This window comes from Enterobacter sp. N18-03635 (genome assembly GCF_004006055.1).
Lineage (GTDB): Bacteria > Pseudomonadota > Gammaproteobacteria > Enterobacterales > Enterobacteriaceae > Enterobacter > Enterobacter vonholyi.
The window spans coordinates 1,088,718-1,110,235 of record NZ_CP034769.1; the positions used below are offsets into that span (position 1 = coordinate 1,088,718).

General features: G+C 58.4%; 22 protein-coding genes. 7 read left to right on the top strand and 15 right to left on the bottom strand.

Annotation, left to right across the window (positions count from 1 at the left end):
- Positions 1-13 precede the first annotated feature (13 nt).
- Positions 14-1,666, top strand: a complete 1,653-nt coding sequence (gene ushA / locus ELK40_RS05845) for a bifunctional UDP-sugar hydrolase/5'-nucleotidase UshA (RefSeq protein WP_115874381.1) — start codon at positions 14-16, stop codon at positions 1,664-1,666.
- A gap of 90 nt (positions 1,667-1,756) precedes the next feature.
- On the opposite strand, the gene ybaK is transcribed toward ushA, so the two are convergent.
- From ybaK to copA, 3 genes are all read right to left on the bottom strand, one after another.
- Entirely contained in the window at positions 1,757-2,236 is a 480-nt protein-coding gene (ybaK, locus tag ELK40_RS05850; protein WP_023343509.1) for a Cys-tRNA(Pro)/Cys-tRNA(Cys) deacylase YbaK, read from the bottom strand.
- Positions 2,237-2,435: 199 nt separating this feature from the next.
- Positions 2,436-3,230, bottom strand: a complete 795-nt coding sequence (locus ELK40_RS05855) for a TraB/GumN family protein (RefSeq protein ID WP_115874382.1) — start codon at positions 3,228-3,230, stop codon at positions 2,436-2,438.
- A gap of 50 nt (positions 3,231-3,280) precedes the next feature.
- Positions 3,281-5,779: a copper-exporting P-type ATPase CopA gene (gene copA, locus ELK40_RS05860; RefSeq protein ID WP_127729815.1), complete on the bottom strand. Its 2,499-nt coding sequence runs from the start codon at positions 5,777-5,779 to the stop codon at positions 3,281-3,283.
- A gap of 108 nt (positions 5,780-5,887) precedes the next feature.
- On the opposite strand from copA, the gene cueR reads away from it, so the two are divergent.
- The gene (cueR, locus tag ELK40_RS05865) at positions 5,888-6,298 is read left to right on the top strand and encodes a Cu(I)-responsive transcriptional regulator (protein WP_127729818.1); all 411 of its coding nucleotides are present in this window, start codon (positions 5,888-5,890) and stop codon (positions 6,296-6,298) included.
- On the opposite strand, the gene ELK40_RS05870 is transcribed toward cueR, so the two are convergent.
- Genes ELK40_RS05870 through ELK40_RS05880 form a run of 3 tightly spaced genes read right to left on the bottom strand, consistent with a single transcriptional unit; the run spans position 6,295 to position 8,554 of the window.
- Positions 6,295-6,747: an NfeD family protein gene (locus tag ELK40_RS05870; RefSeq protein ID WP_032656590.1), complete on the bottom strand. Its 453-nt coding sequence runs from the start codon at positions 6,745-6,747 to the stop codon at positions 6,295-6,297. The genes cueR and ELK40_RS05870 overlap by 4 nt on opposite strands.
- Positions 6,744-7,658, bottom strand: coding sequence for an SPFH domain-containing protein (locus tag ELK40_RS05875; RefSeq protein WP_008499312.1), 915 nt, complete (start codon positions 7,656-7,658; stop codon positions 6,744-6,746). The genes ELK40_RS05870 and ELK40_RS05875 overlap by 4 nt, the downstream gene beginning before the upstream one ends.
- Positions 7,659-7,702: 44 nt before the next feature.
- Positions 7,703-8,554, bottom strand: a complete 852-nt coding sequence (locus ELK40_RS05880; RefSeq protein WP_127729821.1) for a hypothetical protein — start codon at positions 8,552-8,554, stop codon at positions 7,703-7,705.
- Between the two features lie 143 nt (positions 8,555-8,697).
- Between ELK40_RS05880 and fetA the strand changes: the two genes are divergently transcribed.
- Both fetA and fetB read left to right on the top strand, forming a co-directional pair.
- On the top strand, positions 8,698-9,369 hold the full coding sequence (gene fetA, locus ELK40_RS05885) for an iron ABC transporter ATP-binding protein FetA (protein WP_127729823.1): 672 nt from the start codon (positions 8,698-8,700) through the stop codon (positions 9,367-9,369).
- Positions 9,362-10,144: an iron export ABC transporter permease subunit FetB gene (fetB, locus tag ELK40_RS05890; RefSeq protein ID WP_127729826.1), complete on the top strand. Its 783-nt coding sequence runs from the start codon at positions 9,362-9,364 to the stop codon at positions 10,142-10,144. Before fetA ends, fetB begins: the two co-directional genes overlap by 8 nt.
- Before the next feature lie 49 nt (positions 10,145-10,193).
- Here fetB and ELK40_RS05895 read toward each other — a convergent pair whose 3' ends face one another.
- From ELK40_RS05895 to tesA, 3 genes are read right to left on the bottom strand one after another with little or no spacing between them, the layout of a single operon-like run.
- On the bottom strand, positions 10,194-11,048 hold the full coding sequence (locus tag ELK40_RS05895) for a co-chaperone YbbN (protein WP_023310624.1): 855 nt from the start codon (positions 11,046-11,048) through the stop codon (positions 10,194-10,196).
- 58 nt (positions 11,049-11,106) lie between these two features.
- Complete coding sequence (locus ELK40_RS05900) at positions 11,107-11,877, bottom strand: SDR family oxidoreductase (RefSeq protein WP_023617270.1); 771 nt, start codon at positions 11,875-11,877, stop codon at positions 11,107-11,109.
- 28 nt (positions 11,878-11,905) lie between these two features.
- Positions 11,906-12,529 (bottom strand): multifunctional acyl-CoA thioesterase I/protease I/lysophospholipase L1, encoded by a 624-nt coding sequence (tesA, locus tag ELK40_RS05905; protein ID WP_115874389.1) that lies wholly within the window; start codon positions 12,527-12,529, stop codon positions 11,906-11,908.
- Between tesA and ybbA the strand changes: the two genes are divergently transcribed.
- From ybbA to ELK40_RS05920, 3 genes are all read left to right on the top strand, one after another.
- The gene (gene ybbA / locus ELK40_RS05910; RefSeq protein WP_008499319.1) at positions 12,500-13,186 is read left to right on the top strand and encodes a putative ABC transporter ATP-binding protein YbbA; all 687 of its coding nucleotides are present in this window, start codon (positions 12,500-12,502) and stop codon (positions 13,184-13,186) included. The two genes, tesA and ybbA, sit on opposite strands and share 30 nt — an antisense overlap.
- A complete protein-coding gene (ybbP, locus tag ELK40_RS05915) occupies positions 13,183-15,597 on the top strand; it encodes a putative ABC transporter permease subunit YbbP (protein ID WP_127729831.1) in 2,415 nt (804 codons plus the stop codon). The genes ybbA and ybbP overlap by 4 nt, the downstream gene beginning before the upstream one ends.
- 184 nt (positions 15,598-15,781) lie before the next feature.
- Positions 15,782-16,927: a porin gene (locus tag ELK40_RS05920; protein ID WP_115874391.1), complete on the top strand. Its 1,146-nt coding sequence runs from the start codon at positions 15,782-15,784 to the stop codon at positions 16,925-16,927.
- 87 nt (positions 16,928-17,014) lie between these two features.
- On the opposite strand, the gene mnmH is transcribed toward ELK40_RS05920, so the two are convergent.
- The 6 genes from mnmH to ppiB form a co-directional block, all read right to left on the bottom strand.
- Positions 17,015-18,085: a tRNA 2-selenouridine(34) synthase MnmH gene (gene mnmH / locus ELK40_RS05925; RefSeq protein ID WP_127729833.1), complete on the bottom strand. Its 1,071-nt coding sequence runs from the start codon at positions 18,083-18,085 to the stop codon at positions 17,015-17,017.
- Between the two features lie 84 nt (positions 18,086-18,169).
- Complete coding sequence (gene purK, locus ELK40_RS05930; RefSeq protein WP_127729836.1) at positions 18,170-19,237, bottom strand: 5-(carboxyamino)imidazole ribonucleotide synthase; 1,068 nt, start codon at positions 19,235-19,237, stop codon at positions 18,170-18,172.
- Positions 19,234-19,743, bottom strand: coding sequence for a 5-(carboxyamino)imidazole ribonucleotide mutase (gene purE, locus ELK40_RS05935; protein ID WP_014882834.1), 510 nt, complete (start codon positions 19,741-19,743; stop codon positions 19,234-19,236). The genes purK and purE overlap by 4 nt, the downstream gene beginning before the upstream one ends.
- A 171-nt stretch (positions 19,744-19,914) precedes the next feature.
- Positions 19,915-20,124 carry a YdgH/BhsA/McbA-like domain containing protein gene (locus tag ELK40_RS05940; RefSeq protein WP_111963370.1) on the bottom strand — a complete coding sequence of 70 codons (210 nt, stop codon included), beginning with the start codon at positions 20,122-20,124 and terminating at the stop codon, positions 19,915-19,917.
- Between the two features lie 138 nt (positions 20,125-20,262).
- Positions 20,263-20,985, bottom strand: a complete 723-nt coding sequence (lpxH, locus tag ELK40_RS05945; RefSeq protein WP_127729838.1) for a UDP-2,3-diacylglucosamine diphosphatase — start codon at positions 20,983-20,985, stop codon at positions 20,263-20,265.
- A gap of 3 nt (positions 20,986-20,988) precedes the next feature.
- Positions 20,989-21,483, bottom strand: a complete 495-nt coding sequence (ppiB, locus tag ELK40_RS05950; RefSeq protein WP_127729840.1) for a peptidylprolyl isomerase B — start codon at positions 21,481-21,483, stop codon at positions 20,989-20,991.
- Between the last annotated feature and the right edge of the window lie 35 nt (positions 21,484-21,518).

The window sequence follows — 21,518 nt, forward strand, 5'->3', positions numbered from 1 at the left end:
AGGGAGAGAGAAGATGAAGTTAATGAAGCGGGGCGTCGCGCTGGCGCTCATCGCGGCGTGGGGTCTGGTAAGCCTGCCCGCGCAGGCGTATGAAAAAGACAAAACCTATAAAATCACCATTCTGCATACCAACGACCACCACGGCCATTTCTGGCGCAGTGAATACGGCGAATATGGCCTGTCGGCACAAAAAACGCTGGTGGATGGAATACGTAAAGAGGTGGCGGCCCAGGGGGGCAGCGTGCTGTTGCTCTCAGGCGGCGATATCAATACCGGCGTGCCGGAATCCGATTTGCAGGACGCCGAGCCCGATTTCCGCGGCATGAACCTGATTGGCTACGACGCGATGGCCGTCGGTAACCATGAGTTTGATAATCCGCTGAGCGTCCTGCGTCAGCAGGAGAAATGGGCCAAATTCCCGTTCCTCTCTGCCAACATTTACCAGAAAAGCACCGGCGAACGCCTGTTCAAGCCGTGGGCGCTGTTTAAGCGTCAGGATCTGAAGATCGCGGTCATCGGCTTAACCACCGACGATACGGCGAAAATTGGCAACCCTGAGTTCTTCACCGATATCGAATTCCGCAAACCGGCAGACGAAGCGAAGCTGGTGATTCAGGAGCTGCAGCAAAACGAAAAGCCGGACGTGATTATCGCCACCACGCACATGGGGCACTACGACAACGGTGAGCACGGCTCCAATGCGCCGGGCGACGTGGAGATGGCGCGCAGCCTGCCGGCGGGCTCGCTGGCGATGATTGTGGGTGGTCACTCACAGGATCCGGTATGCATGGCATCCGAGAACAAAAAGCAGGTGGACTATGTCCCGGGGACGCCGTGCGCGCCGGACCGTCAGAACGGTATCTGGATCGTACAGGCGCACGAGTGGGGCAAATACGTGGGCCGGGCGGACTTTGAGTTCCGTAACGGCGAGATGAAGCTGGTTCATTATCAGCTCATCCCGGTCAACCTGAAGAAGAAAGTGACCTACCCGGACGGGAAAAGCGAGCGCGTACTTTACACGCCAGAAATCGCTGAAAACCAGCAGATGCTCTCCCTGCTGACGCCGTTCCAGAACAAAGGCAAGGCGCAGCTGGACGTGAAAATCGGCACGCTGAACGGGCGTCTGGAGGGGGACCGCAGTAAAGTTCGCTTCGTGCAGACCAACATGGGGCACCTGGTGCTGGCGGCGCAAATGGCGCGCACCGGGGCTGATTTTGGGGTGATGAGCGGCGGCGGTATTCGAGATTCCATCGAAGGTGGAAACATCACCTATAAAGACGTTCTGAAGGTGCAGCCGTTCGGCAACGTGGTGGTTTATGCTGACATGAGCGGAAAAGAGGTCATTGACTACCTCACCGCCGTGGCGCAGATGAAGCCGGATTCCGGGGCCTATCCGCAGTTTGCCAACGTGAGCTTTGTGGCGAAAGACGGCAAGCTTAACGACCTGAAGATCAAAGGCGAACCGGTTGACCCGGCGAAAACCTACCGTCTGGCGACGTTAAGCTTTAACGCCACCGGCGGCGACGGCTATCCGCATATTGATAATAAGCCGGGATACGTGAATACCGGCTTTATCGATGCGGAAGTGCTGAAGCAGTATATCGAGCAGAATTCGCCGATTGACGTGAATGCGTATGAGCCGAAAGGTGAGGTGAGCTGGCAGTAGTGCGGTTGTGTTGCCGGGTGGCGACTTCGCCTTACCCGGCCTGCATTCGAATCGTAGGCCCGGTAAGCGCAGCGCCACCGGGCAATTTGCTCAATCCCGTCGCGCAATATCCGCAAACTTCGCGTCCAGCATTTTCGCCAGATCGCCCGCCGCCAGCTCAATGTCCAGCCCGCGTTTGCCGCCGGAGATAAAGATGGTGTCAAACTCCTGTGAAGGGGCATCGATCAGCGTCGGCAGGCGTTTTTTCTGTCCGAGCGGACTGATCCCGCCCACCAGGTAGCCCGTGGTGCGTTGCGCCACCATCGGATCCGCCATATCCACCTTCTTCGCCCCCAGCGCTTTGGCGACCTTCTTCAGATCCAGCTGTCCTGCCACGGGCGTCACCGCGACGGCGAGGTGCTTCATATCGCCGTTCACCGCCACCAGCAGCGTTTTATAAACCTGGTCAGCGTTCAGCCCCAGCTTGCGCACCACTTCATCACCAAAGTTGGTTTCATTCGGATCGTGATCGTAGGTGTGGATCCGGAAAGAAATGTTGTTTTTTTCGAGTAATTTAACGGCGGGAGTCATAGCTATCCTTCTTACGACAGACAATTCATGCAGCCAGCATACGCCTGACGTTTGTCTAAAAAATAGCACCATCTTGCGCAATAGTATTGGCAGTGATGGTCACTTTGAGCGACAATCGGCTCAACCGAAGGTCTCCTTCGGCATAATAAAAACGATGAAATTCCTCTTTGACGGGCCAATAGAAATATTGGCCATTTTTTTACTTCAGCAACGACGGTAAATTCCCTTCCCCGTACAAATGTAACGCCCCAACCGCCACCACGTAATGCCCCGCAGGTAAAGCATGCAGTGTCTCTCGCCAGGCTTTGTTACGCGCATTCATCAGCACATCATACAGCGATTCGCTGAACGTTGACGGTAACGCTAGCCTGCCGTCCGCGGGCGGCGCATCCAGCCACCAGCCAATCATCGTTTGCAGCAGGCGCGCGTTGGTGTGCCAGTGGGTCAGCGTATCATCCAGCAGCATCAGACCGTCGTCGGGAAGCTGTCGCAGGAGCGCAATCTGGCTGTTCGTTCCTTCCAGCTCGATGATGGGCAGGCTGCGCGCCCTTGCCGCGTTCAGCAGCTGGTAATCAATGCCGTAGTCACCGCGCAGGCCCAGACGCTGCGCCTGCGTGGCCTGCAGTACCATCGCGATTTGCCACAGCGGCAGGGTATCAATCATGGAGAGCGATACGCCCGTCTCATCGGCGACGCGCGTCAGTTCCGCAAGCTTGGCATTATCCAGACGTTCCGCCAGGCTGAGATCGCTTTCGAGCCCGGCAAACGGCGACTCCTGACCCGAAATGTCCGCCTCAACGACCAGCGCGTCGGCGTGTTTAAGCAGTTTTATCAGGCCCGGAGGCAGGGGAGACATATCCTGCGTGCCCATATGGATGCTGCCGACCAGATGCAGGTGCTGCCCGCCGGGAAGCGAGATATCCAGACCGGGCCAGGCATAACGGCGAGGAAAGAGGGCGCGAAACGATGTTTTTATACGATGAAACAGACCCATACGCGCTCCATGAACGGAAAGGTTCATGCTAGCGCGTACGGGTACAAGGTTCAATCCTTCGGTTTAAAGCGCAGCAGGCGGTTGGCGTTACTTACCACGGTAATGGAGGAGAGCGCCATCGCCGCACCCGCGACCACTGGATTAAGCAGCGTACCGGTCAGCGGCCACAAAATGCCGGCAGCAATCGGGATGCCGAGCGAGTTGTAGATAAACGCCCCCAGCAGATTCTGCTTCATGTTGCGCAGCGTGGCTTTTGAAATGGCCAGCGCGTCGGCAACGCCCATCAGGCTGTGGCGCATCAGCGTGATGGCAGCGGTTTCGATGGCGACATCGCTCCCGCCGCCCATAGCGATCCCTACGTCCGCCTGGGCCAGCGCCGGGGCATCGTTAATGCCGTCGCCGACCATCGCCACCTGACGGCCCTGACGTTGCAGTTTCTTGATGGCGTCCGCTTTGCCGTCCGGCAGTACGCCTGCAATGACCTCATCAATTCCGGCCTCTTTCGCGATGGCGTTGGCGGTGGTGGGGTTATCCCCGGTCAGCATCACCAGACGGTAGCCCGCACGGTGCAGGCGCTGTAAGGCATCCACGCTGTCCTGGCGAAGCGGATCGCGTACGGCCAGCAGCGCGGCGGCTTTGCCATCCACCGCCAGCAGAACCGGGGTGGCGCCCTGTGACGCCTGCGCCTTCAGCTCGTTTTCCAGCGCGGCGGTATCAACACCGTTTTCATTGAGCAACGCCTGGTTGCCCAGCAGCAGCGCGTGGCCTTCTGCTTCACCGCTCACGCCGAGCCCGCGCAGGGTGCGGAACTGATTCACCTGCGGCAGGGCAGACGCATTCGCTTTATCGAGAATGGCGCGCGCCAGCGGATGGCTTGAGCCTTGCTCCAGCGCGGCGGCAAGCCGAAGCGCCTCTTCTTCGGTAATGCCAGCGGTCGTAACGGCGACCACCTGTGGTTTACCTTCGGTCAGCGTGCCGGTTTTATCAAACACCAGCGTGTCCAGGGTGCTGGCCCGCTGCAGCGCGTCCGCGTCCCGCACCAGTACGCCAAATTCGGCCGCGCGGCCTACGCCGGAGATAATCGACATCGGCGTCGCGAGGCCTAGGGCGCACGGACAGGCGATGATCAGCACCGTGGTGGCGATTACCAGGGTATACACAATCTGCGGTGCCGGGCCGAAAAAATACCAGATAGCCGCGCTCAGCAGGGCAATGCCGACCACCACCGGCACAAAAATGGCCGAGATTTTATCAGCAAGCTGGCCAATCTCCGGCTTGCTGCTCTGGGCCTGGCGCACCATGCGAATAATACGCGACAGCGTGGTGTGGCTGCCGACGGCACTGGCGGTAAACAGCACGCTGCCGTCCTGCACCACCGTACCGGCATGCACGGCGTCGCCATCTGATTTCTGCTGGGGAATAGGCTCCCCGGTCAGCATCGCTTCATCCAGCCAGGCTTCGCCCTGGGTTATCTTGCCGTCAACGGGAACCCGATCGCCCGTGGTCAGACGCAGCGTCATGCCGGGCTGAACCTCGGCCAGCGGAACGCTCTTTTCCCCCTCGTCCGTGACCACGCGGGCCGTCGGCGGGGTTAAATCAAGCAACCTTTCCAGCGCTTTCGAGGAGCGCTGGCGGGCGCGGGCTTCCAGCATATGGCCTAAGTTGATCAGGCCGATAATCATTGCGCTCGCTTCATAATAGAGATGCCGCGCTTCCATCGGGAACCACTGTGGCCAGACGTTCACGCTCATCGAATAGAGCCACGCCGCGCCGGTACCGAGCGCAACCAGCGTATCCATCGTCGCGGTGCGGTTTTTCAGGCTCTTCCAGGCGCTGGTATAGAAATGACCGCCCGCGAATACCATCACCGCCAGGGTAATCAGACCGATCGCCAGCCACAGGGTGCGGTTGTCAGCGGTGACCATCATGTTGTCACCCATCATGCCCCACACCATCACCGGAATACCCACCAGCATGGCGACGATGGCCTGCCAGCGGAAGCGCTTCATGGTGGCGATAGCCGTTTCCTGCTGGCGCTCGCGACGCTCGGCATCGTCTTCGATGGCCTCCGCGCCGTAGCCCGCTTTCTCAACGGCCTGCACTAATTCTGCGGCGGAGGCACTGCCCATAACCAGCGCAGTACGCTCCGCAAGATTGACCCGTGCCTGGGCGACGCCCGGTACCGCCTGCAGGGCGTTTTGTACCCGGGAGACGCAGCTGGCGCAGCTCATGCCGTTGATCAGCAGCTGTTGGCTGTCATCAATATCATCCGCTGCCGGAAGCTCAGGAGTGGCCGCTGTCAGTGCTTCCGACGGGGATGATGACTCTGCCAGCGGTTTAGCCTTTGGGTGGCTTAACTCCGCCCCGTAACCGGCCTGCTTGATGGTATCGATCAGCGCATCCGCGCTGGCGCTGCCGGTCACGGCCGCATGATCGATAGTCACGTCAGCGTTTTCCACATCAGGGCGCTGTTCCAGGCTTTCTTTAACGCGTTTGACGCAGTGGCCGCAGGAGAGGCCGTCCAGCGTCAGGTCGATAGTGTGAGACATAACAAAACTCCCGTATAATGAACTGGTCAGTAGTTGACCGGAGTAACGCTTTTCGCTAACTGTTATGAAGGTTAAACCTTCCATCAAGGGGAAGGTCAAGGGGGAATTGTGAATATCAGTGACGTGGCAAAAAAAACCGGCTTAACCAGCAAAGCGATCCGCTTTTATGAAGAGAAGGGGCTGGTCACGCCGCCGCTGCGCAGTGAAAACGGCTACCGCAGCTACACGCAGCTGCATCTGGATGAGCTGACGCTGCTTCGCCAGGCAAGACAGGTCGGTTTTAATCTGGAAGAGTGCGGCGAGCTGGTTAACCTGTTCAACGATCCGAAGCGTCACAGCGCCGACGTGAAAAAACGCACCCTGGAAAAAGTGGCTGAAATTGAACGCCACATCGTCGAGCTGCAGGCGATGCGCGAACAGCTGCTGCAGCTCGCGGACTCCTGTCCGGGGGATGACAGCGCCGACTGCCCGATTATCGATAATCTTGCCGGCTGCTGCCACCGTAAAACCCTCGCTTAGCAGGCTTTCACCCGCAGGGTAATGCCTTCCACGGCAATGACCTCCACCCGCGTGCCGGCGCTGAGGTCATCGTCGGCCACCACCGGCCACGAGCTGTCGCCCACCCGCATGTGTCCGCGTCCGTTCACCAGCGCGGTGTCGAGCGTAAAACGCTTGCCGACAATCTGCTGTCCGCGCTGGTTAAGGTGGGCGTCGACCGGTTTCTGCTCTTTGACCCGCCGGTTAAGCCAGCGCCACCACAGCCAGGCGGCCACCAGCGTCAGCGCGGCGAACAGCGCGCCCTGCCACGCCCAGTCCAGGGGAAGGATCCAGACCAGAAGACCCGTAATGACGGCGGCAACACCGCTCCAGAGCAGGTAGCCGTTGCCGCCCAGCATCTCCGCCGCCAGCAATAAGCCACCGAGGCTTAGCCAGAAGGCGTGAGGATGTGCAACGATGAGCTCAATCATTTTTTACGCTCGTTTCCGCTGTCCTTGATCAGTTCGGCTATGCCCGCGATAGAGCCCATCAGGCTGCTGGCGTCCAGCGGCATCATCACCACTTTGCTGTTGTTCGCCGAGCCAATCTCTTTCAGCGCGTCGGTATATTTTTGCGCGACAAAGTAGTTCACGGCCTGGATATCACCGGCGGCGATTGCCTCGGACACCATCTGGGTGGCGCGGGCTTCCGCTTCGGCTGAACGTTCACGCGCTTCCGCCTGCAAAAACGCGGACTGACGGTCGCCTTCCGCTTTCAGGATCTGCGACTGTTTTTCACCTTCCGCTTTGAGGATCTCCGCCTGACGTACCCCTTCGGCTTCCAGAATATAGGCGCGCTTGGTTCGCTCGGCCTTCATCTGGGCGTTCATGGAGGCAATCAGCTCCGCTGGCGGGCGCACGTCGCGGATCTCAATACGGGTAACTTTGATCCCCCACGGGTTGGTGGCCTCATCGACAATGTGCAGCAGACGGGTGTTGATGCTGTCGCGCTGGGAAAGCATCTCGTCCAGCTCCATCGAGCCGAGCACGGTACGGATGTTGGTCATCGTCAGGTTGACGATCGCCAGCTCCAGGTTGCTGACCTCATAGGCCGCTTTCGGCGCGTCAATCACCTGAATAAAGCAGACGGCGTCGATGGTGACGTTGGCGTTATCCTTGGAGATTACTTCCTGGGACGGAATATCCAGAACCTGCTCCATCATGTTGATCTTGCGACCAATTCTGTCCATGAACGGAACAATCAGGCTTAAGCCTGGCTGGAGGGTATTGGTGTAGCGACCGAAACGCTCGACGGTCCACTGATAGCCCTGAGGGACAATTTTGACGCCTGCGCCCACAATAACCAGCGCAACGAAAATAAGGACAGGAACAACGATAAGCATAAAAACCTCCTGTTTTGCATGCTGTGATGAGTGAAAGTGTGTGTTTATTGCTCGTAAGTATAGGTAAAGTCAGAGATGAATCCATCACCCGCTTCGGCAATGGCTTTGGATAATCCCTGGTAGTACTTCTCCAGCCCCAGCGCTTCGATACGCTGGATCTGTTCGCGAATGGGGGCGCAGAACAGAACGGCATTTCCCGCTTCAACGCGCTTGTTATTGGGAGGAAGATCGCCCGCGATGGCCTTGAACCACGTTCTGATACCCTGCTTTAAATTATGCGGCGCTTTAGTCAGGTTATCCATGCCCGTCAGAACCTGCAGGGTGGGAAACTCATCGGCCAGCACGGCGGTTTTCATGCGCGCAAAGAACTGGCTGAACAATTCAAACGATCCCAGATCGGTGACGCGCGGTTTGGTCGTTTTACCGTTTTTATTGCCGATTTTCCCTGCGGCTGACGCTGCGGCCGGAACCGCATTCACCTTTTCCAGCTCCAGCCCGAATAACAAATTACAGTGCGCACGGCGCTCTTTCAGCGGGTAGGACATCAGCACGTCAATGAATTGGGTGGCCTTTACATCCGCAAGATCGTGGTTGATAAGCCACTGGATACGAGAAAATTCAGCCGGAGAGACGAACCAGTCGGGTACCTCATTGAAACGTTTGGATTTTCCCTTGCCGTCAAATTCCAGGAAGTGTGTCCCGTTGTCGAAGGCGAAATAGCAATTTTTGAAACTGCCGATCGTGGTGTTCACGATAAGCGCCTTCTTAACAAAATCCACCACCTCTGCACCGATGACAAAACGCGTGAGTTCCGACGATTTGATGACTTCCATTAATGTTTCGACATCAGGAACACCAGGCTTCAGGGAAGGAAACTCATAAAAGATATGTGCCATGCTGCTTACTTCCTGTAGTGATGGTGGAGACAAATGACAAACAAAAAGTTTAACACTTGCTTTAGCGTGAGGCTATTCGCGCTGTGCGGGCGAAAGGATTATGCTACAGGCGGTTATTACACGAAGCGGTTAACGGAAGCGCAATGAACGATAAAAAAAACCTTTTGCATCTCAGGGACGTCGGGTTTCGAGTCGGGGAAAACACGATCCTGCAGCACGTCGGGTTTAGCCTGTCGCCGGGCGAGTTTAAATTAATCACGGGTCCCTCAGGCTGTGGGAAAAGCACGCTGCTGAAGATTGTGGCTTCACTCCTCAACCCGACGGAGGGAGCCATTCTGTTTGAAGGCGAGGATATCGCGTCGCTTTCCCCGGAAAGCTATCGCCAGCAGGTCTCGTACTGCGTGCAAACGCCCGCGCTTTTTGGCGATACGGTTTACGACAACCTGATTTTCCCGTGGCAAATTCGCAATAAAACGCCGGAGCCGGAAACGTTTACCCACGATCTGGCCCGCTTTGGCCTGGCGCAGGAGACGCTGACCAAATCCATCAACGCGCTGTCGGGCGGCGAAAAGCAGCGGGTCTCGCTGATCCGCAACCTGCAGTTTTTGCCGAAGGTGTTGTTGCTGGACGAAATCACCAGCGCGCTCGATGACGTCAACAAGCGCAACGTTAACGAGATTATTCATCGTTACGCCCGGGAGCAGAACATTGCCGTGCTGTGGGTGACGCACGACGCTAACGAAATAACCCATGCGGATGACGTGATTATGCTCCAGCCGCACGGCGGAAAAATGCAGGAGGCAAACCGTGGGTGAACATAACATTACCAACGAATCTCTGGCCTTTTCGATGGTGCTGGTGCTGATTGCGATTGTGGTCAGCTACCGGGAAAAGCTGGGGCTGGAAAAAGATATCGTGTGGAGTATCTGCCGCGCGGTGGTTCAGCTCATCATCGTCGGCTATGTGCTGAAGTATATCTTCAACGTTAACCACGCGGTGCTGACGCTGCTGATGGTGCTCTTTATCTGTTTCAACGCGGCGTGGAATGCGAAAAAGCGCAGTAAATACATAGATAAGGCCTTTATCTCGTCGTTTATCGCCATTACCACCGGGACGGCGCTCACGCTGGCGGTGCTGGTGCTCTCCGGCTCGATTGCCTTTACGCCGATGCAGGTTATCCCTATCTCCGGGATGATTGCGGGGAACGCCATGGTGGCCGTTGGGCTCTGTTATAACAATCTCGGCCAGCGCTTCAGCAGTGAACAGCAGCAGCTGCAGGAGAAATTAAGCCTGGGAGCGACGCCTAAAGTGGCCTCGGCGCGGCTGATCCGTGAGAGCATTCGCTCATCGCTGATCCCAACGGTAGATTCAGCCAAAACGGTGGGGCTGGTGAGCCTGCCGGGCATGATGTCGGGGCTGATTTTTGCCGGTATCGATCCGGTCAAAGCGATTAAGTATCAGATCATGGTGACGTTTATGCTGCTCTCCACGGCAAGCCTGTCAACCATCATTGCCTGCTACCTGACCTATCGGAAGTTCTACAACACGTGCCACCAGCTGGTGGTAACGCAATTAAAGAAAACGGGTTAAGCCTGTTTTCCAGGCCCGGTAAGCGTTAGCGCCACCGGGCATTTTTTTGTTAGTAGAGCAACGCGTACAGCTGACGACGATACTTCGACGCCAGCGCGTCTCCGGTGCCCAGCGCGGCCAGAATTTCCTGGAACATCTTGCGCGCCTGACCGTCTGCTGCTGCCAGGTCTTTTTGCAGGTGGCTGAACAGCAGCTCCAGCGCCTCTTCGTTACGCCCCACCTGGTGCAGCTGCAGCGCCAGCTGGCTTGCCAGCGCGGCATCGGCCGGGTTGTCGGCAACCTGCTGCTGCAGCTGCTGAATTTCCGGGGTGTCCGCGGCCTGTTTCAGCAGCTCAATCTGCGCGACCAGACCCTGATAGCGGGTGTCCTGATCCTGCAGCGGAACCGTCTTGAGTACGGCTTCCGCGTCTTCTGAACGGTGCAGGGCGATCTGCGTTTCCGCCAGCAGCAGGCCAATCTGGCTGTTCTGATTCGACAGCTGCCACGCCTCTTTGAGCAGCGGCAGCGCCTCGTCGTATTTACCTTCCTGCATCAGCGCCATGCCTTCCTGCGCTTTCAGCTCTTCTTCACGCGGCAGCACTTTATCCAGCAGGGCGCGGATAGCCTCTTCCGGCTGCGGCCCCTGGAAACCGTCAACGGGCTGGCCGTTCTGGAACAGATAGACGGTTGGGATGGCGCGCAGACCAAACTGAGACGCCACCATCGGCTCGGCGTCACAGTCCAGCTTGGCGAGAATGAACTGACCGTTGTACTGCGCGGCAAGGCTTTCCAGCACCGGCGTCAGCTGCAGGCAGTGTTGGCTGCGTTCAGACCAGAAGTAGAACAGGACCGGTTTGGTCATCGACTGTTCAAGAGTCTGTTGCAGGTTAGCTTCTGTGATATTGACGATATTCTGTACGGACATGCGGCTTTCTCTTTTGTCGGTTTGTTCTTTACATGGGGATGAGCGTCGTCGCTTCAACTCAACCGTGCAAAATTTTGTCCATTATCCGGCCCGGCAGCAGGCGCTTTAACCAGCCTACGGCGTGGGTGACCAGCGTTACCGGATAGCGCATTTTGGGATGTTCACTCTCAAAAGCATGGCGCACTTTGGCTACCACCGCCTCTGGCCCGAGGGTAAAACGCGCGGCGATGCCGGGGTTTTCGACCGGTTTATCCGCCTGCGTCTGGTTCACGTTTTCGGTAAAGCGGGTGCGGATCGGGCCGGGCTCAATCAGGCTGACCTTAATGCCGCTGTGGCGTAACTCCATGCGCAGAGCGTCGGACCAGGCCTCCAGCGCATATTTGCTGGCGGCGTAGGCGCCGCGGCCCGGGGTGGAAATCAGTCCCATCACCGACGACGTCATCACGATGCGCCCTTCACCGTGCGGCAGCATCGCGGGGAGCAGACGCATGGTGAGCTGATGCACGCCGAAGAAGTTGGTCGAAAACTGCTTCTCCAGCGTTTCGCGGGAGAGGGTATCCAGCGGGCCATACACGCCGTAGCCGGCATTATTAAAGAGCCCGTACAGACGATTACCGGTCAGCGCGATCACCTCATCGGCGGCGCGCTCAACGCTTTCCGGCGAGTCCATATCCAGCAGCACGCCGGTAAAGCCCAGACCGTTCATGCGTTCGACGTCGTCAGGTTTACGACAGGCCGCCAGAACCCGAAACCCCTGGCGCTTCAGTTCGAGCGCGCTTTCCAGGCCGATTCCACTGGAACATCCTGTAATTAAGACCGATTTTTGCATAACTTTACCTGTCAGGATCTCCGCTTAATCAGGAGTCATGTTTAACTAAAGGAGCCAGCCGCGTTGCCATCCAGTCGGCAATAAACGGCTGCGCATCGCGATTGGGGTGGATCCCGTCGTCTTGCATCCACTGGGGTTTGAGATAGACCTCTTCCATGAAAAATGGCAGCAGCGGAATATCAAACTCTTTGGCAAGCTTAGGGTAGATCGCGCTAAAGGCCTCATTATACCGACGACCGTAGTTGGCGGGCAGGCGAATTTGCATCAGCAGCGGCTGGGCGTTTGCCGCCTTGATGTCCTGCAAAATGGTGCGCAGCGTTTGCTCGGTTTGCTGAGGCTGGAAACCGCGCAATCCATCATTACCGCCAAGCTCAACCAGCACCCAGCGCGGCTTATGCTGTTTGAGCAGCGCAGGCAGGCGCGATAAACCCTGCTGCGAGGTATCGCCGCTGATGCTGGCGTTGATTACAGACGTTTTGCTCTGCCATTTGTCATTGAGCAGGGCGGGCCAGGCCGCGCTGGCCGCCATGCGATAGCCTGCGCTCAGGCTGTCGCCGAGAACCAGTAACGTGTCCGCTGCCGCCGCGCGGAAGGTCATCAGAATCAAAAACAGGAAGGGCAAATGCCAGCGGAAAACAGTGTTGAAGTTCATCATCTTAAGAAGTCCGTCGGTCAGGGGGAGCACGAGCTTTCCATCCTTACCGGAGTTGAACTCGTTGTCAAACGCGCTGAAACCATCGCGCTGATTGGCGAATCCGGTTCCGGCAAGTCCACGCTGCTGGCGATTTTAGCCGGTCTGGACGACGGCAGTAGCGGCGAGGTCCACCTTGTCGGGCAGCCGCTGCATCAGCTTGATGAAGAGGCGCGGGCCGCGCTGCGCGCGCGTCACGTTGGTTTTGTCTTTCAGTCCTTTATGCTGATCCCGACCCTGAACGCGCTGGAAAACGTTGAGCTCCCGGCGCTGCTGCGCGGTGAAAATAGCCGTGAAAGCCGCGCTCACGCGAAGGCGCTGCTGGAGCAGCTCGGTCTGGGTAAACGTCTCGACCATCTTCCCGCCCAGCTTTCCGGCGGTGAACAGCAGCGCGTGGCGCTGGCCCGCGCGTTTAACGGCCGCCCTGAGGTGCTGTTTGCCGATGAGCCTACCGGCAACCTTGACCGTAAAACCGGGGACCGGATTGCCGACCTGCTGTTTTCGCTCAACCGCGAGCATGGCACTACGCTTATCCTCGTGACCCACGATCCGCAGCTCGCGGCGCGCTGCGACCGTCGCCTGCGGCTGGTCAACGGTGTGCTGCAGGAGGAAGCATGATTACCCGCTGGTTCTGGCGCGAGTGGCGCTCGCCCTCGCTGCTGATTGTCTGGCTGGCGCTCAGCCTGGCGGTGGCCTGCGTGCTGGCGCTCGGCAGCGTCAGTGACCGCATGGAAAAAGGGCTCAGCCAGCAGAGCCGGGAGTTTATGGCGGGAGACAGGGCGCTGGAAAGCTCCCGCCCCGTGTCGTCGGGCTGGATTGAAGCAGCGCGCAAAGAAGGGCTGAAGGTGGGGGAACAAATCACCTTCCAGACCATGACCTTCGCGGGCGACACGCCGCAGCTGGCGAGCGTCAAGGCCGTCGATGATATCTACCCGATGTACGGTGACTTACAGACCAGCCCGCCGGGATTAAAGCCAACGCCCGGTACGGTGCTGCTGGCATCGCGTCTGATGGCGCTGCTGAACCTGAAACCTGGAGACAGTATCGACGTGGGCGACGCCACGCTGAAAATCGCCGGAGAAGTGGTGCAGGAGCCCGACGGCGGTTTTAACCCGTTCCAGCTTGCGCCTCGCCTGCTGATGAACACCGCTGATGTCGCGGCCACCCATGCCGTACAGCCGGGCAGCCGCGTCACCTGGCGCTATAAGTTTGGCGGCACGCCCGCCCAGCTTGTCGCGTATGAAAAATGGCTTCAGCCGCAGCTCAAACCAGAGCACCGCTGGTACGGGCTGGAGCAGGATGAGGGGGCGCTGGGTAAATCTCTGGAGCGCTCTCAGCAGTTCCTGCTGCTTTCGGCCCTGTTGACCCTGCTGCTGGCGGTGGCGGCGGTGGCCGTGGCGATGGGGCACTACTGCCGCAGCCGCTACGACCTGGTGGCGATCCTCAAAACCCTCGGGGCGGGCCGGGCGCAGCTGCGCAAGCTGATTGTCGGCCAGTGGCTGATGCTGCTGGTCCTGTCCGCGCTGACCGGCGGAATAATGGGGCTGCTGTTTGAAAAACTGCTGATGGTGATGCTGAAACCGGTGCTCCCGGCCGCACTGCCGCCGGCCAGCCTCTGGCCGTGGCTGTGGGCGATGGGCGCGATGACGGTGATCTCGGTGCTGGTGGGGCTCCGACCCTACCGCCTGCTGCTCGCCACTCAGCCGCTGCGCGTGCTCCGCAACGATGTCGTGGCGAACGTCTGGCCACTGAAATTCTACCTTCCGGTGATTATTGCGGTGACGGTAGGGCTGCTGGCGTGGCTGATGGGCGGCAGCACGCTGCTGTGGGCGGTGCTGGCCGGAGCGGTTGTGCTGGCGCTGCTGTGCGGCGTGCTGGGCTGGATCCTACTCAACCTCCTGAAAAGGGTGACGGTAAAATCGCTGCCCGTGCGCCTGGCGGTCAACCGACTGCTGCACCAGCCCTGGTCTACGCTCAGCCAGCTGTCGGCGTTCTCGCTGTCGTTTATGCTGCTGGCGCTGCTGCTGGTGCTGCGCGGCGATCTGCTCGATCGCTGGCAGCAGCAGCTTCCACCGGAAAGCCCGAACTATTTCCTGATCAATATCGCGCCTGAGCAGGTTACGCCGCTGAAGGGCTTCCTGGCGGAGCATCACATTATTCCCGAGTCGTTCTACCCCATCGTGCGTGCGCGTCTGACGCAGATCAACGGGCAGCCAACGGAGGGGAACAAGGACGAGTCGCTTAACCGCGAGCTGAACCTGACCTGGCAGGAGAAACGCCCTGACCACAACCCGATAACCGCCGGCACCTGGCCGCCAAAAGCGGGGGAGGTGTCGATGGAGGAGGGGCTGGCGACGCGCCTGAACGTGAAGCTGGGGGACAGCGTCACCTTTACCGGCGATACCCAGGATTTTACCGCGAAGGTCACCAGCCTGCGTAAAGTGGACTGGGAAAGCCTGCGGCCCAACTTCTTCTTTATCTTCCCGCCGGGGGCGCTGGACGGGCAGCCGCAGAGCTGGCTGACCAGCTTCCGCTGGGAAAACGGCAACGGCATGCTGACCCAGCTCAACCGGGAGTTTCCGACGGTCAGCCTGCTGGATATCGGCGCGATCCTCAAACAGGTGGGGCAGGTGCTGGAGCAGGTGAGCCGTGCGCTGGAAGTGATGGTGGTGCTGGTGACGATCTGCGGCGTGCTGTTGCTGCTGGCCCAGGTGCAGGTGGGCATGCGCCAGCGCCATCAGGAACTGGTGGTTTACCGTACGCTGGGGGCCGGAAAGCGGCTGCTGCGAATGACGCTCTGGAGCGAGTTTGCGCTGCTGGGGCTGGTGGCCGGTCTGGTGGCCGCCATTGGCGCAGAGACGGCGCTGGCGGTGCTGCAGACAAAGGTCTTCGACTTCCCGTGGGAGCCTGACTGGCGTCTTTGGTTGATCCTGCCTCTGTGCGGCGCTGCGCTGCTTTCTCTCTGCGGAGGCTGGCTCGGCACGCGGCTGTTAAAGGGCAAAGCCCTGTTCCGTCAGTTTGCCAGTTGATTTAGCACCGTGATAATTACGCGTCGGTTTTTAATTCCGGCGCGTAGTATTAAAATGGCACAAAGTGATAATACCCACTCATTTAGTAGCACAAAACATTAAAAAACCGACCACACGGCCCGATTATTTCCAGTTAATATTCACCCGCTAAATATTTAGCAGCGTGTCTATTAAGGGAAAAATAATGACTATAAAAAAATCAGCGCTGGCGGCAACGATCGGCGCGGCAGTGGCATTGACTACCTTCGCTTCTCAGGCGGAAATCACGGTTCTTAAGCAGGATCCTCAGGCGGGTAACCCGCTGAGCCGCCTGAACTTCACCGTTGGCGGCAGCATTCGTCCTCAGTTCCAGAACATGACCGGCGACGACGGTAAAAACAGCTACAAGCGTAACGGTTTTGACGGCGGTACCCGCTTCCGTTTCGCTGCAGATTACTACCTGTTTGATGATATCAGCTGGGTAAGCTACTACGAGCTGGGGGTGAACTTCCCTGCAATGTTCAACTGGGATAACCACTACAGCGAGAGCGATCACGACACGACGCGTCGTATGCTCTACACCGGTCTCAAGAGCGACACCTGGGGTACGCTGACCTTCGGTCAACAGAACAGCGTTTACTATGATGTGGTGGGCGCGAAAACCGATATCTGGGACTACGACATGATTGGTCAGGCGCCGGGTAACGGGATCAAAGGCGATTACGACGGTTCTTACCGTTCACGTAAAATGCTGAAATATAAGAAAACCGTGGGCGATGCTGACATTTATGCATCCTACCTGTTTGAAGACAGTGAATACCTGCCGGGCAACGGCCTGCGCTACAAGCGTAAAGGCGGCGGCTCGCTGGGCCTGGATTACCACCTGACTACCGACCTGACCTGGGGCGCCGCGTGGAACTACACCCGCGCCGACATGCGTAACCCGGACAACGGCGACAGCAAAACCTACGACCAGAACATTCTCGGTACCGCGCTGAGCTGGACCCCGGACAACTGGACCTTCTCCGCAGGCGGCGGCTGGTATCAGAACTTCCTGACCACCAAAAAAGTGTCTGTTAACGATTACTTTGCGGGCGACGCGTGGGGTATTGAGTACTTCGCCGGTTATAAATTCCCAGTCGGTCAGTATGCGGTTAAATCCATCCAGCCTTACTTCATGGGTGATCGCATTGAGTACGTGAACGGCCGTAACTACCAGCGCATCGACAACGGCGTGGGTATCAGCTTCCAGCTGGATTACGGTTTCCGCGTGGATTACGAACACGTGTTCACTTCCAGCACCGACAACCTGGGCGACATGAACCTGGTGCGTCTGCGTTACGACTTCTAAGCCGTCTGTTCCCCGGTGGCGCTGCGCTTACCGGGGCTACAAATGCACGCGTAGGCCGGGTGAGGCGTAGCCACCACCCGGCTTTTTTCAGCGATTAAGCCAGTCAGCGACCTCGCCGTACGTCCCGCGATAGACAATCTTCTCCGCCTTTTTCTCCAGCTGATAGCCGTACATCGGGTCGTAATAGTCGTTCAGCAGCGGCGCAAGCCAGCTGAAGTGCGCGTCCGTACGGCCAGATCGTTGCTGTTCCAGCAGCGCGGAATCTAACAGCGCGGTAAATTCCGCAAAGCGCTGCAGCCCAAGACGGCGGCGTATGGCGAACAGGCCGTGATGCAGGTACTCGCTGTATTCTTTCCATCCCGCTTCTTCACCGTAGGCCGCAGAAAAATCCGCCCACATGTGGTCGAAATACTCTTCGCGCAGCCGTTCAAGACGGATCTCAAACGGATCCTCGACCACCACGATAGGGGCTTCAACCATGCGGTCGCGCAGGCACTCCGGCAGGTGGTTGGAGCCAATCATCCGGCCTTCGTCTTCCAGCACCCAGCGTGCGGCGTCTTTTTTCAGGAGCTCAGCCGCAAGGTGATTTTCAAAGCTGGCCTGGGAAAGCTGCGGCGTGAGCGTGCGGCCAAACGACGAACCGCGATGGTGCGCCAGCCCTTCCAGATCGATACCCTGCGCGTGCTGCTTCACCAGCAGGGTTTTACCGTTCCCGGTACAGCCGCCAATAAGCACCATCGGCTTTTGCGACTGCTCAATGGTCACCTGAATCGCAGTCTGGCGCAGGGCCTTATAGCCGCCGCGGATCAGCGGGTAGTCGATACCCGCCTCTTTCAGCCAGGCCTGCGAGATATGCGAGCGCTGGCCGCCGCGCGCGCAGCAGAGAAAGCCCTCAGGATGGGCAAGGCTGGCTTCCCGCCAGGCGTTGATGCGTGCTTCACGCGTGTCGCCGTTCACCAGGCGATGGCCGAGCGCCAGCGCGGCCTCGGGGCCCTGGCGTTTATAGCAGGTGCCGACGGCGGCGCGCTCGTCGTCATTCATCAACGGCAGGTTAATGGCGGCGGGCATCGCCCCCTGGACAAATTCGATCGGCGCGCGAACGTCGATTAAAGGGGTATCAGACGCGAGGATCGCGCGATAGTCCGTTCCATCGTTCATGGTTATTCCAGAAGAAAACTCAGCAGCAATGGGCGGGGATTTTACGCCGGGGAAGGGGAAGGTCAACTCCCCGGCGCAGATGTCTTACTTGAGCTTTGACTGTGCCCAGACAATACCGCTCGCGTATTCCGGCGGCAGGAGCGGGATCATGGCTTCCAGCGTGGCGCTCAGGCGGCCCGTGTCGCTGTCGTTCAGGTTCAGGTGACCGACCTTACGACCCGCGCGAACCTCTTTGTCATACCAGTGCAGATGCACGAGCGGCAGCTTCAGCCAGTCGTAGTTCAGATCGGTGCCGATCAGGTTGATCATCACCGACGGGCTGTTGACCACCGGCTGCGGCAGCGGCAGGTCGGTGATGGCGCGCAGGTGCAGTTCGAACTGGCTGATGGACGCGCCATTTTGCGTCCAGTGGCCGCTGTTGTGCACGCGCGGTGCCAGCTCGTTGATTAGCAGGCCAGACGGCGTCACAAAACACTCCATCGCCATGACGCCCACGTAGCCCAGCTCGTGCATGATGGCTGAGAGCATCTCTTCCGCCTGCGCCTGCTGGTCAGCATTGGCGTGCGGGAAGGCGACGCTGGTGCGCAGAATGCCGTCCTGATGCAGGTTATGCGTCAGCGGATAAAACACCGTGCGGCCGTCATGCCCGCGCGCGCCAACCAGCGAGACTTCACCGCTGAAGTTAATGCCCTGCTCAACGATGCATTCGCCGTAGCAGTCGTCCGGCAGCTCGGCGGTGTCGTTTGCGCGCAGGCGCCACTGGCCGCGGCCGTCGTAGCCGCCCACGCGGCGCTTCACGATCGCCAGCTCGCCCAGCATGGCGAAGACGTCGTTCCACTCGCTTTTACCGGACAGGAGCTGCCACGGTGCGGTCGGCAAACCGAGCTTGTCGAACAGCTGCTTTTGCGTCAGACGGTCGGCAATGATTGGGAACACGTCGCGGTTAACAAAAGCGTTGTGACGCGCCAGCTCGCGGGTCAGAGCGGTCTCCGGCCAGCGTTCGATCTCGGCGGTGATCACGCTCTGGTGGAATGGGACGGCTTCCGGCTCGGCGTCCAGCCCGACGGGCCAGACGGCAATCCCCAGAGGTTCACCGGCCTGACGCAGCATGCGGCCTAACTGGCCATTACCGAGGACGCAAACCTGCTTCATGCCGCACCCCGCGGGTCTGGATTGTCCAGCACTTCGTCGGTCTGGGCTTTACGCCACTCCGCCAGACGCTGATGCAACGCTTTATCGTGTGTCGCCAGGATCTGCGCAGCCAGCAGGGCGGCATTGGCGGCACCCGCTTTGCCAATAGCCAGCGTGCCGACAGGAATACCGCGCGGCATCTGGACGATGGAGTAGAGGCTATCCACACCGCTTAACGCGGCGCTTTGTACCGGGACGCCCAGAACCGGTACCAGGGTTTTGGCGGCAATCATGCCCGGCAGATGTGCTGCGCCGCCCGCGCCGGCAATGATCACCTCATAACCATTCTCTTCGGCGCTTTCTGCGAAGCTGAACAGTTTGTCAGGCGTACGGTGCGCGGAGACCACTTCAACGTGGTGCGGAACATTCAGGATTTCAAAGATTTCGGCGGCGAACTGCATGGTAGCCCAGTCGCTTTTGGACCCCATCACGATGGCGACACGCGCCGGATTATTGCGGGAAGACATGCGTCTTAAAACTCCTGTGGTGCGAAACACACTGCTTTCGAGGGCACAGAGAATAGCATGTTATACGGGCAAGGAAAACGGTTGCGCGGTTAAATCTTGAGCCGTTGTTGCCGTCAATTCATAACAAAACAGACCGCATTCTGGCGGTCTGTTTTCGTCGATGGGCAATCATTATTTCGTCAGTTCTGCGGTCATATAGACGCGGTTGTCGACCTTCGCGCTGGTGATTTTGTAAGACGCACCCTGTTCAGCAGCCTGTGCAGCGATTTTCGCTTCTGCGCGGTCAAGGGTAGAGGCAGTTGCGCTCACGCTTTGAGCGAAAGAACCGAAAGAAGCCAGAGACAGAGCAGCAACTGCAACGAAAGTTTTGATGGATTTCATGGTCGTATTCCTTAAGTATTTTGTTTGGGATAGGGTGTTTTGCCCTGATGTGATAAATAGTAGACCGACCACGGACTGATTAAAATCGAAACAATTTGCCAATATTGTTCAAAAAAATAGAATGAATTTTGAGGGGGATTAAAACGGGAAAGCGATCAGCTCGACGCCCTCTGGCGTGACTTTGACCATGGAGCCTTCGGTGTGCCAGGCTCCCAACACCACGCGATGGGCCGGTTCGCCGTTGGCGATAAGGGAATGGACGTCTGGACGATGGGTATGACCGTGTATCAACCACTGAACGCCATGCTTTTCCATCACGCTCACCACGGCCTGCGGATTCACGTCCATGATGGTCATGGATTTGCTGCTGTTGGCGGCTTTGCTGCCCGCACGCATTCTGGCGGCGATACGGTTGCGGATAAACAGCGGCAGGGCAAGGAACACCTTCTGGATCCACGGGGTGTGGACCTTGGCGCGAAACGCCAGGTAGCCGGTATCGTCGGTGCAGAGCGTGTCGCCGTGCATGATCAGGACCTTGCGGCCATAGAGATCGAGCACCCGTTCTTCCGGCAGCAGCGTCATGCCGCTTTCGCGGGCGTAGCGCTTGCCGATCAGGAAATCACGATTGCCGTGAATGAAGTAGCAGGGGACGCCGGAATCTACCAGCGCGTGAATGGCGGCGGCCATTTCACGGTGCAGCGGGTTAGGGTCGTCGTCGCCAATCCAGGCTTCAAACAGGTCGCCCAGGATGTACAGCGCATCGGCGCTTTTCGCTTCACCGCGTAAAAAACGCAGAAAACCGGCGGTAATCGCCGGTTCTTCTGTTTGCAGATGCAGATCTGCAATAAAGAGTGTCGCCACCAATTACTCGCTGACGGTCACGCTTGTAATCACAACGTCTTCTTTAGGAACGTCCTGGTGCATACCGCTGCGGCCAGTAGCGACGGCTTTGATCTTGTCAACCACGTCCATACCTTCAACCACTTCTGCGAATACGCAGTAGCCCCAACCCTGCAGGCTTTCGCCGGAGAAGTTCAGGAAGTCGTTGTCAGCCACGTTAATGAAGAACTGCGCGGTAGCAGAGTGAGGCGCTTGAGTACGTGCCATCGCCAGCGTGCCGCGGGTGTTTTTCAGGCCGTTGTTCGCTTCGTTCTTGATCGGCTCTTTAGTGGCTTTCTGGTTCATGCCAGGTTCGAAACCGCCGCCCTGGATCATAAAACCGTTGATCACGCGGTGGAAAATGGTGTTGTTGTAGAAACCTTCGCGGCAGTAGTCCAGGAAGTTTTTAACTGTTTCAGGCGCTTTGTCATCAAAGGTTTTGATTACGATATCGCCATGATTAGTGTGGAAAGTAACCATTTTTGCATCCTGTTCCGTTATTGTGGTACGTCGAC